Here is a 13663-nt window from a genome sequence, read left to right as displayed (position 1 = left end):
TCTTGTCGCGCAGCGCGTCGCCGGTGCTAGATTGGACTCTCCAACAACCAATCAGCACAGGAGGCTTTATGAAGAAGTTCGTCTGGCAGCTGCTATCGGTACTGTTCATCGCGATCACCGCACTCCCCGCTTCCGCAACCGGCTACACGCAGACCCGCTATCCCATCGTCCTGGTCCACGGCCTGTTCGGGTTCGACAGCCTGGGGCCACTCGAATACTTTTATGGCATCCCGGGTGCGCTGCGCAGCGGCGGCGCGCAGGTTTATGTGACCTCCGTTTCAGCGGCCAACAGTACGGAAGTGCGCGGCGAGCAGCTTCTGTTCCAGGTGCGCCAGGTCCTTGCCGCCACTGGCGCGGAAAAGGTCCACCTGATTGGCCATAGCCACGGCGGCCCGACCTCGCGCTATGTCGCCTCGGTGAGGCCGGACCTGGTGGCCTCCGTGACCAGCATTGGCGGCGTGAATAAAGGCTCCAGGGTGGCCGATGTCCTGGTCGGTGCTGCGCCGGACCTGGTGTACAGTATTGGCAACGCGCTGGGCGGCTTCCTCGGTCTGATTTCCGGCAGCTCTTCGCTGCCCCAGGATGCCTACGCCGCGGCACAATCGCTCAGCACTGCCGGCACCGCTGCCTTCAACGCGCGCCATCCCGCCGGCCTGCCTTCGACTGCCTGCGGCGAAGGCGCGCACCAGGCCAATGGCGTGTACTACTTCTCCTGGAGCGGCGGCACGCCGTATACCAACATCTTCGACCCCGCCGATCCCTTCCTGGCCGTGACCTCGATCGCATTTGGCGGCGCCAGGAACGACGGCCTGGTGGCGAGCTGCTCCTCCCACCTGGGCCGCGTGATCCGCGACGACTACTGGATGAACCATCTCGATGAGGTCAACCAGATGGTCGGCATCACGCACCTGTTCGAAACCAGTCCGGTGACGCTGTTCCGGCAGCACGCCAACCGCCTGCAGGGAATGGGCCTGTGAACGCCCGGGGACGGGCGGGATTGACCGCGTGCGCCGTGGCGGCAGCCGGCGCGTTGGCCCTCTGGGCTTATGTGGCAGGAGCGCAGCCGCCCAGCTCCGGCGCCCAGCCGGTGCTGCCAGCGCCGGCGCCAGTCACCGCGCTCCCATTCGTCCCCTCGATGGCCGGCACCCAGCCCGACGGGCGCCTGGTTGCCGCTGAAGGTGGCGCGCTGAATGTCGACGCAGAACTGCGCCACCTGTTCGACTACTACCTGTCGGCACTAGGCGAGGCCCAATTGCCTGCCATCCGTGCCGGTATCGAGAAGGAGCTGGAACGGCGCCTGAAACCCGCCGCTGCCGCCGAAGCCAAGCGCCTGCTCGGCCAATACCTGGCCTACAAGCGTGCCCTGGCCGAGGCGGAGCGGAGCCAGGGTGCCCCAGCATCCAGCGCCTCATTCTCAGCCGCCGCCCGCAGCCGCCTGCTCGCCATGCAGGAGCTGCGCAAGCGTTATTTCTCCGCTGCGGAAGCCGCCGGCCTGTTCGGCGATACCGACGCCCGCGACCAGGACGCCATCGCCCGCCTTGCGCTAATGGACGATAAAAACCTGACGCCCGCCCAACGCCTGCAACGGATGGCGGAGCTTGACCGCAACCTGCCGCCCGCGCTGCGGGAAGAACGCAGCGCCCCGCTGCGGGTGCTGAGCGTCGAGCAGCAGGTCTCGGCAGCACGCGGCAGCGGCGCCAGCGACGATGACGTGTTCCGCCTGCGCGCAGCGGCATTCGACCCGCAAGCCGCCAGCCGTCTGGCCCTGCTGGACCAGGAGCAGGCCGCATGGCTGCGCAGGGTCGCTGCCTACCGTTCTGCAAGCGCCGGCCTGAGCGAATACCAGGCCGCCGTCCAGCAACTGCGCGATAATCTTTTTACATCATCGGAGCAAAAACGGCTGGGCGCCTACGAATAGGTGCTTGCACTATAATGTGGGGCCAGCATATTAGTGTCTCCTCAGTTAGCGCCACGTTTGCATGCCTTTCGACTTCAAAAAAGCACTTCCCAAGCCCGGCAACCGCTTCGCGTTGCCCAACCTGTTCGGCTCCGGTGACGCCTACGCGCTGGCGCATGCGGCACTCGAATTGAAAGCACGCGGCCAGATGCTGGCCGTAGTGGTAGCGCAGGCCAGCGACGGCCAGCGCCTGCTGGCCGAAATCCCATGGTTTGCCAACGGCGGCCTGCGCTGCCATTTGCTGCCCGACTGGGAAACCCTGCCCTACGATGCGTTCTCGCCGCACCAGGACCTGGTGTCCGAGCGGCTGGCAACCCTGCACGAGATCCAGACCGGCCAGTGCGACGTCGCCATCATCCCGGCCACCACCGCCCTGGTACGCATGGCGCCGCCCTCGTTCCTGGCCGCCTACACCTTCTTCTTCAAGCAGGGCGAGTCGCTGGACGAGGCCAGGCTCAAGTCGCAACTGACCCTGGCCGGCTACACCCACGTCACCCAGGTGATGTCGCCCGGCGAATATTCGGTGCGCGGCGGCCTGATCGACCTGTTCCCGATGGGTTCCGCCCTGCCTTACCGCCTTGACCTGTTCGGCGACACCATCGAAACCATCCGCACCTTCGACGCCGATACCCAGCGCTCGCTGTACCCGGTCAAGGAAGTGCGACTGCTGCCTGGCCGCGAGTTCCCGATGGACGAAGCCTCGCGCACGGCTTTCCGCAGCCGCTGGCGCGAGACATTCGAAGGCGACCCGTCGCGTGCCGTGGTGTATAAAGACATCAGCAGCGGCATCGCCTCCGCCGGCATCGAGTACTACCTGCCGCTGTTCTTCGACGAAACCGCCACCTTCTTCGACTACCTGCCGGCCGAGGCCAGCGTGGCGATGGTTGGCGACATCGACGCCGCCATCAAGCGTTTCTGGGCCGATACCGAATCGCGCTACAAATTCCTGAAGGCGGACCGCGAGCGCCCGATCCTGCCGCCGCAAGACATCTTCCTTGGCGACGAGCAGTTCTTCGTACTGGCCAAGCCGCACCCAAGGATCGCCATCTCGCGCGACATGTCGCTGCCTTCGTCCGAATTGTCGGCACCGGTACCGAACATCGCGGTCAACCGCCACCTGGACGACCCGCTGACCAACCTGCGCGCCTACCTGATGAAGTCCGGCCGCCGCGTGATGATCTGCGCCGAAACCAACGGCCGCCGCGAGACCCTGCAACAGTATTTCGCCGAATTCGACCTGTCGCCGGCCCTGATCGAAGGCTTCGACGGCTTCCTCGCCAGCGACGCCAAGTTTGTATTGGGAGTTTCGCCGCTGCACGCCGGCTTCGAACTGGATGAAGGCATTGCCTTCATCACCGAGACCGAGCTGTATGCCGGCACCGGCCGCCGCGCCGGCCGCAAGAAACAGGAAGCGGTCACGCAAGTCGAATCGATGGTGCGCGACCTGTCCGAGCTCAAGATCGGCGACCCGGTGGTGCACATCAACCACGGCATTGGCCGCTATATGGGCCTGGTCAGCATGGACCTGGGCGAAGGCGAGACCGAATTCCTGCACCTGGAATACGCCAAGGAGAGCAAGCTGTATGTTCCGGTCTCGCAGCTGCATGTGATCTCGCGCTACTCCGGCGCCTCGCCCGACGACGCCCCGCTGCACACCCTCGGCTCCGGCCAATGGGACAAGGCCAAGCGCAAGGCTGCCGAACAGGTACGCGACACTGCCGCCGAGCTGCTCAACCTGTATGCCCGCCGCGCCGCGCGCCAGGGCCACTCATTCGAATACTCCTCGCACGATTACGAACGCTTCGCCGACAGCTTCGGCTTCGACGAAACACCCGACCAGGCAGCCGCGATCATGAACGTGATCAAGGATATGACCTCCGGCAAGCCGATGGACCGCCTGGTGTGCGGCGACGTCGGTTTCGGCAAGACCGAGGTCGCCCTGCGCGCAGCTTTCATCGCCGTCATGGGCGGCAAGCAGGTCGCCATCCTCGCACCGACCACCCTGCTGGCAGAACAGCACGCCCAGACCTTCGCCGACCGCTTCGCCGACTGGCCTGTGCGCATTGCCGAGATGTCGCGCTTCCGCACCGGCAAAGAGATCGCCAACGCCATCAAAGGCATGCAGGACGGCACGCTGGACATCGTGATCGGCACCCACAAGCTGCTGTCCGACGATGTCAAATTCGACCGCCTCGGCCTGGTCATCATCGACGAAGAACACCGTTTCGGCGTGCGCCAGAAAGAAGCGCTGAAGTCCCTGCGCGCCGAAGTCGACGTATTGACCCTGACGGCAACGCCGATCCCGCGTACCCTGGGCATGGCGCTGGAAGGACTGCGCGACTTCTCCGTGATCGCAACGGCGCCGCAAAAACGCCTTGCCATCAAGACCTTCGTGCGCAGCGAAAACGACTCCATCATCCGCGAAGCAGTCCTGCGTGAACTGAAACGCGGCGGCCAGGTCTACTTCCTGCATAACGAAGTCGAAACCATCCAGAACCGCCTGGCCAAGCTGACCGAAATGCTGCCGGAAGCGCGCATCGCAGTCGCCCACGGCCAGATGCACGAGCGCGACCTGGAAAAAGTGATGCGCGACTTCGTGGCGCAGCGCTACAACATCCTGCTCTGCACCACGATTATCGAAACCGGTATCGACGTGCCGACCGCGAACACCATCATCATGCACCGCGCCGACAAGTTCGGCCTGGCGCAGTTGCACCAGTTGCGCGGGCGTGTCGGCCGTTCGCACCACCAGGCTTATGCCTACCTGCTGGTGACCGACGTGCAAGGCTTGACCAAGCAGGCGCAACGCCGCCTCGACGCCATCCAGCAGATGGAAGAACTGGGCTCCGGCTTCTACCTCGCCATGCATGACCTGGAAATCCGCGGCGCCGGCGAGGTGCTGGGCGAAAACCAGTCCGGCGAAATGCTGGAAGTCGGCTTCCAGCTCTACACCGATATGCTGAACGAAGCCGTGCGGGCGCTGAAGGCGGGCAAAGAGCCCGACCTGGCCGCCCCGCTGGCCACCACTACCGAAATCAACCTGCACACGCCGGCCCTGCTACCAGCGGACTTCTGCGGCGACGTGCACGAACGCCTGTCGATCTACAAACGCCTGGCCAATTGCGAAACCCAGAACGCAATCGACGACCTGCAAGAGGAGCTGATCGACCGCTTCGGCAAACTGCCCGATCCGGCCAAGGCACTGGTGGAAACCCACCGCCTGCGCATCGCCGCCAAGACCGTCGGCATCATCAAGATCGATGCCCACTCGGAAGCGGTCAACCTGCAGTTCATGCCCCAGCCGCCGATCGACCCGATGCGCATCATCCACCTGATCCAGAACCAGCGTCACATCAAGCTGAATGGACAGGACAAGCTCAAGATCACAGCGAACATGCCTGACCTGGCGGCCCGCGTGAATCAGATCAAGACCGCCATCAAACAACTGACATGAACAACGACATGACCATGAACCTTGTGCTGCAAGGCGTCGGCGAATGCGCCGCACGACTGCAGCGCATTGCCGCCCTGACCGCGCCGAAGAATGTAGTGACGATTTCCGACAACGCCGTGCGCTGCGAAGGAATCAGCTTCACACCGGCCCTGCGCCAGACCATCGAGATTGCAGCCCAGGCGGCCCAGCTCGACGCCACCTACATGATGGGCGTGCGCCGCCTGGACGAATTCAAGCTGGTGGCAATGGATATGGATTCGACCCTGATCACCATCGAGTGCATCGACGAAATCGCCGACATGCAAGGCCTGAAGCCTCAGGTGGCGGAAATCACCGAAGCAGCCATGCGCGGCGAACTTGATTTCTCCGAAAGCCTGAAGCGCCGCGTGGCGCTGTTGGAAGGCCTGGAAGCCTCGGCCCTGGAGCGCGTCTACGAAGAACGCTTGCGCCTGTCGATGGGCGCCGAGAACATGCTGAAAGCGGTGCAAGCCGCCGGCCTGAAAACCCTGCTGGTATCGGGCGGCTTCACCTTCTTCACCGAGCGCCTGAAAACGCGCCTTGGCCTCGACTTCACCCGTGCAAATGAACTGGAAATCGTCGACGGCAAGCTGACCGGCAAAGTGACCGGCGAAATCATTGACGCCACCGTCAAGCGCAACACCGTCGAACACGTCTGCGCCGCCATTGGCATCTTGCCGGAGCAAGCCATCGTGATGGGCGACGGCGCCAACGACCTGAAGATGATGGGCATCTCCGGCATGTCGGTCGCCTTCCGCGCCAAGCCAGTGGTGCGCGAACAAGCCAACGTAGCCCTCAACTTCGTCGGCCTGGACGGCATCCTCAACCTGCTAGCGCATTAAAAGTCGGGGTCAGGTCCGGCAATCGGACATTTTGTTCGCTTGTCAGGCCGTCTTAAAGGGCCCCGGCCTCAGTCCTCCCAATGAAACAGCGCATCAAATAGGGTAAACGGCCTGTCTGACAGCACAGTAGGTACATCGAATTCAGGGTCGATAGGCTTATCCAACATCTCATGGCTCAAGCGAATTAATCCATGTATCTCGAGGATAGCCTGAACTTCGCTCGCAAGATCAAGCACCGCCTGGCTTCGGAATTTGTCGACTGAACCCAGATTCGGCAGATAACTACTTCCTCCGCCTTCGGCATTCCAGCTTTTTTCACCTTCCATCAGAACGAAGTATGGAGAAAGGCGGCTTAGAACCACCACTAAGCCAGTGTAGGACTCTCCTCGATCTGGTTCAAAGCTGGCGGAAAAATCAGGGGACTCCCTGTAGAACCAAGCGTCTACGAAAGAAGCATAACCGGATCCGTAGTTCTGCCATTCGACCAGAGACTTGACTTGAGTCTTCCGTCTCGTCTCGGCAAAAAGAAACTTAAAGAATTTCTCGATCTCCTGAAAATCATTTGTTACCCAGGGATACTCTTGCGAGATTGAGCGCTCCGATAGCAGCGCCGAAATTTCGTCGTCAGATATGAACATTTTTAATCAGATTGATCCGCAAGCCAGGGAAGCGCAATTTCAGCCACGGCGCTTTCTCCAATTGCAACAAGCGTTCCGCGCTTCGCATCGTATATTCGGGGCGAAATATTGGGCAAGGTGGCAATCCTTGTACGCGACGCGATATCCCAAACTGCGAAACTCTTTTCATCAACGATGAAGAGACGCTTTCCATCACTGAATAGGTCTCGCGGCGCCTGGTCCGCCTCTATCGGCCACTGTACATCCGACGAACGGTCCTTCGACGCCGCATCAGAAATTTGAACGCCGGGTCGTTTCCCGCTCTCTTCCGGGTCGTCCGAATCCACCAGTCCCCACATCGCGACATGGCTGTCGTCAATCCAGCAAGTGGAAGTATTCCAATCGTCCCGAAACACGAGATCAACAACGGACGCACCGTCTTCACTTTCCCAGGGATTGAGACGAACCCAATCCGAAGCAGACCAGATGCGCGGAACGGAAACTGGATGCCAGACCCACCCATCATCAAGAACCCGCCCCCCATCGGGGCTGGGCCATAGCCGGCCATGGAAATAGTCCAGATAGTGCGCTGGCCTTGCACCTGCCTCCTCATACGGTGCGATATGTCGATCGGTGAGCGGAATTCCAGTCGCAGGATCCGCGGCATCGAGCCGGTTCCAAGCGCTGCGATGGACAAGAACGTCCTTGCCGTCTACAAGAAGAAAGCATGCGCTAAAAGGGACCGTCTCTTCGTAGTAATCCCCACCATCGAGCATCATTGTTATCACACCGGATGACGTGTCCACGACGAGGCCCTTGCGCCCCCTGTCAACGACGATTGCGCAATACCTTCCGCTTATATTCGAGTGCAACCGCCAAGCCGGGGCACCAAAATGACTATGCCCCGCATCACTTGGTAACTCGGGCAGTTCGACTGAGCACAAACTCGTCATCAACCCGTCGTCGAGGTTCACGCCGCATATCTCGCCATCGGATTTCAGCACCAGCAAATGACCGTAGCTCGCCTGAACGGCGCAAACGTCCAGGATGCTTGCGCCAGGCATTTCCAGCGAGCGCATTAGGCACTCGCGATTATCATTTGTAAGCAAGCTGGTTGCGTTGAACATCTTTCCTCATTCATTTAGAACAGTTCATCCAGCATCAAATGGAACTGCAGCTTTCTTCGGCCCAGGTCATGGATCCCATACTGCGCCAGGAATCGCTCCTGAAGTGACGCGCCGAACTCGCCGAGGCAATTCCAGGCGACCGCAAGGTCCTGGTAGCGATCGGCAATGCCGACTCGCCCGGCATCGATACAGCCTGCCACCTCACCATCACAAATAAGAACATTATCCAACGAAAAATCTCCATGGCTGGCCACCAGATCGGGGACTAGCGGCAGCGAGCCTCGCATCGCATCCCAAACTTGTTCTGCCGTCCAGCCTTCCCGATCTTCATCAAAATCGTCTTCGTCCACCATATTTGCATCAATGCGCGCACGCGCACGAAGCAGCCGATGTACGATGAGCCTTAGCTCGCAAATGACATCGTGCCCACCATTGCCGCCATACGTCGTTGACGTGGCGGTGAAAGGCTTTCCTCCAACCTTTCCGGTCATGTTGGTTGTGGTAGCGGAGTCCGGCATCCAGACTCGATTCGACCAGACATAGACTTTTCTACCCATGATCGACCGCTCCTCGGATGGGAATCCAAGATATTTCACTGCTTCCGACGAATTCTGCCCAACGAGCTTGGGCAAGGTTTCATCCATTACAGAGAAGCTGGTGACACACGCGGAAAGAGTGCCGAACAAGAAAACAAAGGAGATCTTCTTCAGGGCCTTAAGATACGGGAAAGGCTTTTGCAACTTGATGTTCTCTATTGTGGTTAATTTTCAGGGCAATTGCCTGGCTTGGTGGCAAAGACAGATTCGGCCCTGGGTCTTAGGCCACGATCCCGCGTTCGCGCAACGCCGCGATTGCGGCGGCGGCGACACCCAAGGCTGACAACACGCTATCTGTGTGTTCGCCCAGCGTCGGCCCCTGCCAGCGCACCTCGCCCGGCGTTTCGGACAGCTTTGGCACGATGCCCGGCATCTTCACGTGTACGCCGTCTGGCAGCTCGGTATCCAGCAGCATATCGCGCGCCTGGTAATGCGGGTCAGCGACAATGTCCTTGACCGAATAGATCCGGCCCGCCGGTACTTCGGCGCGTTCCAGCACCGACAGCACTTCGTCGATAGTGTGCGCCGAGGTCCAGCCGGCGATTGCGGCGTCGATCAGCTTTTCCTGGGCGGCACGGCCGTCGTTCTGGGCGAACTGAGGGTCTTCCGCCATGTCAGCGCGGCCGATTGCGTGCATCAAACGCTTGTAGATCGGGTTGCTGTTGCCGGCGATGACCACATATGAACCGTCGCGGGTCGGATAGGTATTGGATGGCGCGATGCCCGGCAACGCGCCGCCGCTACGTTCCCGAACGTGTCCCAGCAAGTCATATTCCGGCACCAGCGATTCCATCAGGTTAAACACGCTTTCGACCAGCGACACGTCAACCACCTGGCCATCGCCCTTCCCCATCTTCACGCGCAACACCGACATCAACGCGCCCATCACTGCATGCAGGGAGGCCAGAGAATCCCCAAGGCTCACCCCGACACGAGCCGGCACGCCACCCGCCTCGCCCGTGGTGTAACGAATGCCTCCCATCGCCTCGCCGATAGCACCAAAGCCCGGGCGGTCCTTGTAAGGGCCAGTCTGCCCGTACCCGGAAATGCGCACCATCGTCAGCTTCGGGTTCAGCGCGTGCAGCACATCCCAGCCCAACCCCAGCTTCTCCAGCGCGCCCGGCTTCATATTCTCGATCAGCACATCGGCATCGGCACACAACTGCTTGACGAGTGCGATGCCCTCCGGCGCCTTCAGGTTGATGGAAATGGACTTCTTGTTACGCGACTGCAGGTACCACCACAGCGAAGTCCCTTTATGCAGCTTGCGCCATTTGCGGATCGGATCGCCCTCGCCCGGTGCCTCGATCTTGATGACCTCCGCCCCGAATTCCGCCATCAGCCGCGCCGCGAACGGCGCTGCGATCAGCGTCCCAATTTCGATAACTTTAATTCCCTGCAACGGACCCGCCATTTTGCCCACTCCTCTTGCAATTACATTATCATTAGCGCCAAGCCAATTATTCTAACCGGAGGCGAAAAATGCTGTACAAGGGAAGCTGCCATTGCGGCAATGTGAAGTTTGAAGCAGAAGGCACGATCGAAGGCCTGGTAGCCTGCAATTGTTCCATTTGCCAGCGCAAAGGCGCATTGATGTGGTTCATTCCGCGTGCCAGCCTGAAACTGCTGACGCCCGAAGAAGACCAGGCGACCTACGTTTTCAACAAGCACGTGATCAAACACCGCTTCTGCCCGAAGTGCGGCATCCACACCTACGGCGAAGGCACGGATCCGAAAGGCAATGCCATGGCAGCCGTGAATGCCCGCGTGCTGGAAGACATTGAACTGGAACCCCACCCTGTCCAGCATTACGACGGACGCAAACTGTAAGGGGCCAAGATGGCACAAGAACTCGTATTGGACAACCAGACCCGCTCCGCCAAAGACTGGGCTTTCTGGCTTTACCTCGGCCACGGGCTGAGCATTTTTTTTACGCTCGGCGCCGCGTCATTTATCCCGCTGATCCTGAACTACATCAAACGCGACGACAGTGCCGGCACCTTCGTCCACAGCCACCATGGCTGGATGATCCGCTCGTTCTGGTGGTACCTGGTGTGGATAGTCGTCGGTTGGCTTCTTTTCATCACCTTCATCGGTATCCTGTTCGCGTGGATGGTATGGGGCGGCGCCTGGTTGTGGAAGATCTATCGCCTGATTCGCGGCATTACCGCCCTCAATAACAACGTCCCGGTCGGCGACTCATAAAGTGCGAAGGAAGGCCACCAGGTCGGCCTTCTCTGCCGTTGTCAGTTTCGTCTCGAGAATCAGGTTGAAGAATTCCACCGTATCCTCGAGCGTCAGCAGCCGCCCGTCATGCAGGTAGGGCGGCGATTCCTTGATCCCCCTTAGAGGGAACGTCTTGATCGGGCCATCGCCCACCATCATCGCGCCCTTCACTTCGTGCGGCTTGAAGAACCGCTCCGTATGCAGGTTGTGCATCAAGTTATCGCTATAGTGTGGCGGCGTGTGGCACGTTGCGCACTGGGCCTTGCCGAAGAAAAGCGCCTGGCCGCGCAGCTCCTGTTCGTTCGCCTTGCGCGGATCGAGCTTGCTGGTAACACCCAGCTTTGGCGCAGGCGGGAAGTCCAGCAGTTCCTGGAATTCGGCCATGAAATGCACCTGACTGCCGCGCTCCAATACGTTGACGCCTTTCTTGGTCGCGATCACCGGGTCGCCGTCGAAGTAGGCGGCACGCTGCTCGAACTCCGTGAAATCCTCCACCGACTTCAATGCGCGCTGCGAGCCAAATAGCCTTTGCAGGTTCACGCCGCGCAACGAAGGCGTGTCAATGCGGTGCCGGAACGCCTGCGGCCGCGCATCCCCTGCCAAATGGGTTGAGGCATTGGTGTGGCCATTCGCGTGGCAGTCGAAGCAGGTGACGCCGCGGCTAGGGCGTTCCGAGCGGCGATCCTCGGTCTGGTTGAATTGCTGCTGCGGGAAAGGCGTCAGCAACAGCCGCAAGCCTTCAAGCTGCTTGGGATTCAGTATGCCGTTGAACATCTGGTGGAAGTTATCGATGGTCAGCAGTTTGCCCTTCGAAACATCGCCGAGGTCGGGGCGCGTGGTCAGGAACATCGGCGCCGGGAATTCCGGCAGCAGGTGATCGGGAAAGTCGAACGCAAGGTCGAAGCGATTAAGATCGCGCTGTTCCTGCTTCTTGATTTCATCGATGTGGAATTGCGGGAACAGCATGCCGCCTTCGGGATGATTCGGGTGTGGCAGCGGCAGGAAGCCTTGCGGATACAAGCCCTTCTCGCGGATCTCATCAGGGCTCATTGCGCCGAGCTTGTCCCAGCTTGTGCCGCGTGGCAGCTTGACCCGGATTCCTTCTTGCACCGGCTTGCCGCGGAACATGGTAACGCCAGCCGCTGGCCGGTTCGACAGGTCATAGCGGCTTTCGAGGAAGGCGGCCTGCTCGCGTAACAGACCCGCCCGCGCTGCCTTCATCCTTTCAAACGTGGCCTGGAAGTCTTCCTTCGCCACCACGGGCATGTAACTTGTTGGCGGCGCCGCTGAAATCAAGCACGTAGCGCCACACAGCACGGCGCCTGCAGCAATTTTCAGAATTTGCATGTCGGTCTCCCCTGCTAAATGTCCGACCAATGTAAGCAAGCAGGGAAGATCGATCAATACGCGCACGCCATTGTATTGATCAATCGCATAGATAGCTAACTAGCGCTTCGCGAGCAATGCCGCGACCCTTCGCCCCTCATCGACTAATGATGGGGAATTTTCATGAGTCCAGCTATCGTCGCACCAGTCGCAGTTGTTCCAAAGATTTCCCAGCCACTGCTCTGTCGTGCCAGGCGAATTTTCGGGCTTCAGGATGAAAGTGAGCCCGATTCACATCGTTGCCAGTGCGCGCTCGATGTCGGAGATCAGGTCGTCGGGATCTTCGAGGCCGATGTTGAAACGAACCAGCGTGCCCTTTTCCTTCCAGCTCTTGCGCATGGCCTGGATGCGGTATGGAATGCACAGGCTGTGCGCACCACCCCAGCTATAGCCGATGCCAAACAGCTTGAGCGAGTCGACAAACCGGTCGGTCTGCTCTTCAGTGAAATTCTCGTCGAACAGAACGGAGAACAGGCCGCCGGCCCCAGTGAAGTCGCGCTTCCAGTTGTCGTGGCCAGGGCAATCGTCAAAAGCTGGATGCAGGACTTTGCGGATCTCAGGACGCGCTTTCAGCCAGCTCGCTACCTTGCGCGCGGAGGCATCGTGCGTTTCGAAGCGGATCTTGAGCGTGGGCAGGTTGCGCAGCACGAGGTAGGTATCGTCGGCGCTGACACCCATGCCCAGGCGCATATGGGCCATGCTGAGGCGCTCGTGCAGGAGCGGGTCGCGGGTGACCAGGGCGCCCATCAGAACATCGGAGCCGCCGGACTGGTATTTGGTCAGCGCCTGCATCACGATATCGACGCCGAGGTCGAAACCGCGCAAGGCCAGGCCTGCGGACCAGGTGTTGTCCAGTGCGACCAGCACACCCTTCTGTTTTGCTGCAGCGCAGATCGCAGGCAGGTCGGGAACCTCCATCGAAACCGAGCCGGGAGCTTCGGTCCAGATCAGTTTCGTGTTGGGCTGGATCAGTTCCGCGATACCGGCGCCGATCATCGGGTCATACAAGCGTGCGGTGATGCCGAAATCGGCGGTCAGCCATTTGCCGAGGTCTCGGTTGGGGCTGTAGACGTTATCGGGCAAGAGCACGTCGTCGCCGGACTTCAGCAGCGCGAAATCGCACATGGCGATGGCAGCCAGACCGCTGGGCGCCAGCAGGCAGTGGTTGCCGCCTTCGATTTCGGACAGGCGCGCCTCGAGGGTGAAGGTGGTCGGCGTGCCGTGCAGGCCGTAGGTATAGGCGTTCTTTTCTTTCCAGTCGCCTGAACGCATCGCGGCGACGTTCTTGAACAGGACGGTGGACGCGTGGTGGATGGCGCTGGGGAAAGCGGCGAAGCCTTCGGGCGGCACGTAGTCCGTGTGGATGATTTGGGTTTGGAGGTGCTTTTTGGTCATGGCACCTATTCTAACCAAAACCGGTAGTGCGGGGTCAGACCCCGT

11 protein-coding genes and 1 pseudogene are annotated in these 13663 nt (G+C 60.5%); 6 read left to right on the top strand and 6 right to left on the bottom strand.

All coding sequences use genetic code 11. The annotated features are described in order from the left end of the window. Positions 1-68 precede the first annotated feature (68 nt). The 4 genes from ASD58_RS27330 (at position 69) to serB (ending at position 6271) form a co-directional block, all read left to right on the top strand. Entirely contained in the window at positions 69-977 is a 909-nt protein-coding gene (locus ASD58_RS27330) for a triacylglycerol lipase (protein ID WP_057265161.1), read from the top strand. Then, the gene (locus tag ASD58_RS27325; RefSeq protein ID WP_156401520.1) at positions 974-1918 is read left to right on the top strand and encodes a lipase secretion chaperone; all 945 of its coding nucleotides are present in this window, start codon (positions 974-976) and stop codon (positions 1916-1918) included. The genes ASD58_RS27330 and ASD58_RS27325 overlap by 4 nt, the downstream gene beginning before the upstream one ends. Before the next feature lie 61 nt (positions 1919-1979). Next, the gene (mfd, locus tag ASD58_RS27320) at positions 1980-5411 is read left to right on the top strand and encodes a transcription-repair coupling factor (protein ID WP_057265157.1); all 3432 of its coding nucleotides are present in this window, start codon (positions 1980-1982) and stop codon (positions 5409-5411) included. A 14-nt stretch (positions 5412-5425) separates the two neighbouring features. Further along, positions 5426-6271 carry a phosphoserine phosphatase SerB gene (gene serB, locus ASD58_RS27315; protein WP_057265385.1) on the top strand — a complete coding sequence of 282 codons (846 nt, stop codon included), beginning with the start codon at positions 5426-5428 and terminating at the stop codon, positions 6269-6271. 68 nt (positions 6272-6339) lie between these two features. Here serB and ASD58_RS27310 read toward each other — a convergent pair whose 3' ends face one another. The 4 genes and pseudogenes from ASD58_RS27310 to ASD58_RS27295 form a co-directional block, all read right to left on the bottom strand. Beyond that, the gene (locus tag ASD58_RS27310; protein WP_057265156.1) at positions 6340-6909 is read right to left on the bottom strand and encodes a hypothetical protein; all 570 of its coding nucleotides are present in this window, start codon (positions 6907-6909) and stop codon (positions 6340-6342) included. Between the two features lie 2 nt (positions 6910-6911). After that, on the bottom strand, positions 6912-8015 hold the full coding sequence (locus tag ASD58_RS27305; RefSeq protein WP_057265155.1) for a hypothetical protein: 1104 nt from the start codon (positions 8013-8015) through the stop codon (positions 6912-6914). Between the two features lie 14 nt (positions 8016-8029). Beyond that, positions 8030-8407, bottom strand: a pseudogene (locus ASD58_RS32980) (phosphotransferase); the annotation flags it as partial. A 424-nt stretch (positions 8408-8831) separates the two neighbouring features. Continuing rightward, positions 8832-10025, bottom strand: coding sequence for a CaiB/BaiF CoA-transferase family protein (locus ASD58_RS27295; RefSeq protein ID WP_057265384.1), 1194 nt, complete (start codon positions 10023-10025; stop codon positions 8832-8834). Positions 10026-10093: 68 nt separating this feature from the next. Between ASD58_RS27295 and ASD58_RS27290 the strand changes: the two genes are divergently transcribed. Beyond that, positions 10094-10441: a GFA family protein gene (locus tag ASD58_RS27290; protein ID WP_057265154.1), complete on the top strand. Its 348-nt coding sequence runs from the start codon at positions 10094-10096 to the stop codon at positions 10439-10441. 9 nt (positions 10442-10450) lie between these two features. After that, a complete protein-coding gene (locus ASD58_RS27285) occupies positions 10451-10816 on the top strand; it encodes a hypothetical protein (RefSeq protein WP_057265152.1) in 366 nt (121 codons plus the stop codon). Here ASD58_RS27285 and ASD58_RS27280 read toward each other — a convergent pair. Continuing rightward, entirely contained in the window at positions 10811-12184 is a 1374-nt protein-coding gene (locus ASD58_RS27280; RefSeq protein WP_057265149.1) for a hypothetical protein, read from the bottom strand. The genes ASD58_RS27285 and ASD58_RS27280 overlap by 6 nt on opposite strands. Positions 12185-12454: 270 nt before the next feature. Next, complete coding sequence (locus ASD58_RS27275; RefSeq protein WP_057265147.1) at positions 12455-13618, bottom strand: cystathionine beta-lyase; 1164 nt, start codon at positions 13616-13618, stop codon at positions 12455-12457. Between the last annotated feature and the right edge of the window lie 45 nt (positions 13619-13663).

The sequence above is a fragment of the Duganella sp. Root1480D1 genome, from assembly GCF_001427305.1.
GTDB lineage: Bacteria > Pseudomonadota > Gammaproteobacteria > Burkholderiales > Burkholderiaceae_D > Rugamonas.
Note: the sequence above shows the minus strand (reverse complement) of the source record. Positions and strands in the feature narration are given on the sequence as shown.

What these genes read in the sequence shown, in the direction of transcription:
- ASD58_RS27330 (WP_057265161.1), top strand. Translation starts at nt 69, where the DNA reads ATGAAGAAGTTCGTCTGGCAGCTGCTATCGGTACTGTTCATCGCGATC.
- mfd (WP_057265157.1), top strand. Translation starts at nt 1,980, where the DNA reads ATGCCTTTCGACTTCAAAAAAGCACTTCCCAAGCCCGGCAACCGCTTC.
- serB (WP_057265385.1), top strand. Translation starts at nt 5,426, where the DNA reads ATGAACCTTGTGCTGCAAGGCGTCGGCGAATGCGCCGCACGACTGCAG.
- ASD58_RS27310 (WP_057265156.1), bottom strand. Translation starts at nt 6,909, where the DNA reads ATGTTCATATCTGACGACGAAATTTCGGCGCTGCTATCGGAGCGCTCA.
- ASD58_RS27305 (WP_057265155.1), bottom strand. Translation starts at nt 8,015, where the DNA reads ATGTTCAACGCAACCAGCTTGCTTACAAATGATAATCGCGAGTGCCTA.
- ASD58_RS27295 (WP_057265384.1), bottom strand. Translation starts at nt 10,025, where the DNA reads ATGGCGGGTCCGTTGCAGGGAATTAAAGTTATCGAAATTGGGACGCTG.
- ASD58_RS27290 (WP_057265154.1), top strand. Translation starts at nt 10,094, where the DNA reads ATGCTGTACAAGGGAAGCTGCCATTGCGGCAATGTGAAGTTTGAAGCA.
- ASD58_RS27285 (WP_057265152.1), top strand. Translation starts at nt 10,451, where the DNA reads ATGGCACAAGAACTCGTATTGGACAACCAGACCCGCTCCGCCAAAGAC.
- ASD58_RS27280 (WP_057265149.1), bottom strand. Translation starts at nt 12,184, where the DNA reads ATGCAAATTCTGAAAATTGCTGCAGGCGCCGTGCTGTGTGGCGCTACG.
- ASD58_RS27275 (WP_057265147.1), bottom strand. Translation starts at nt 13,618, where the DNA reads ATGACCAAAAAGCACCTCCAAACCCAAATCATCCACACGGACTACGTG.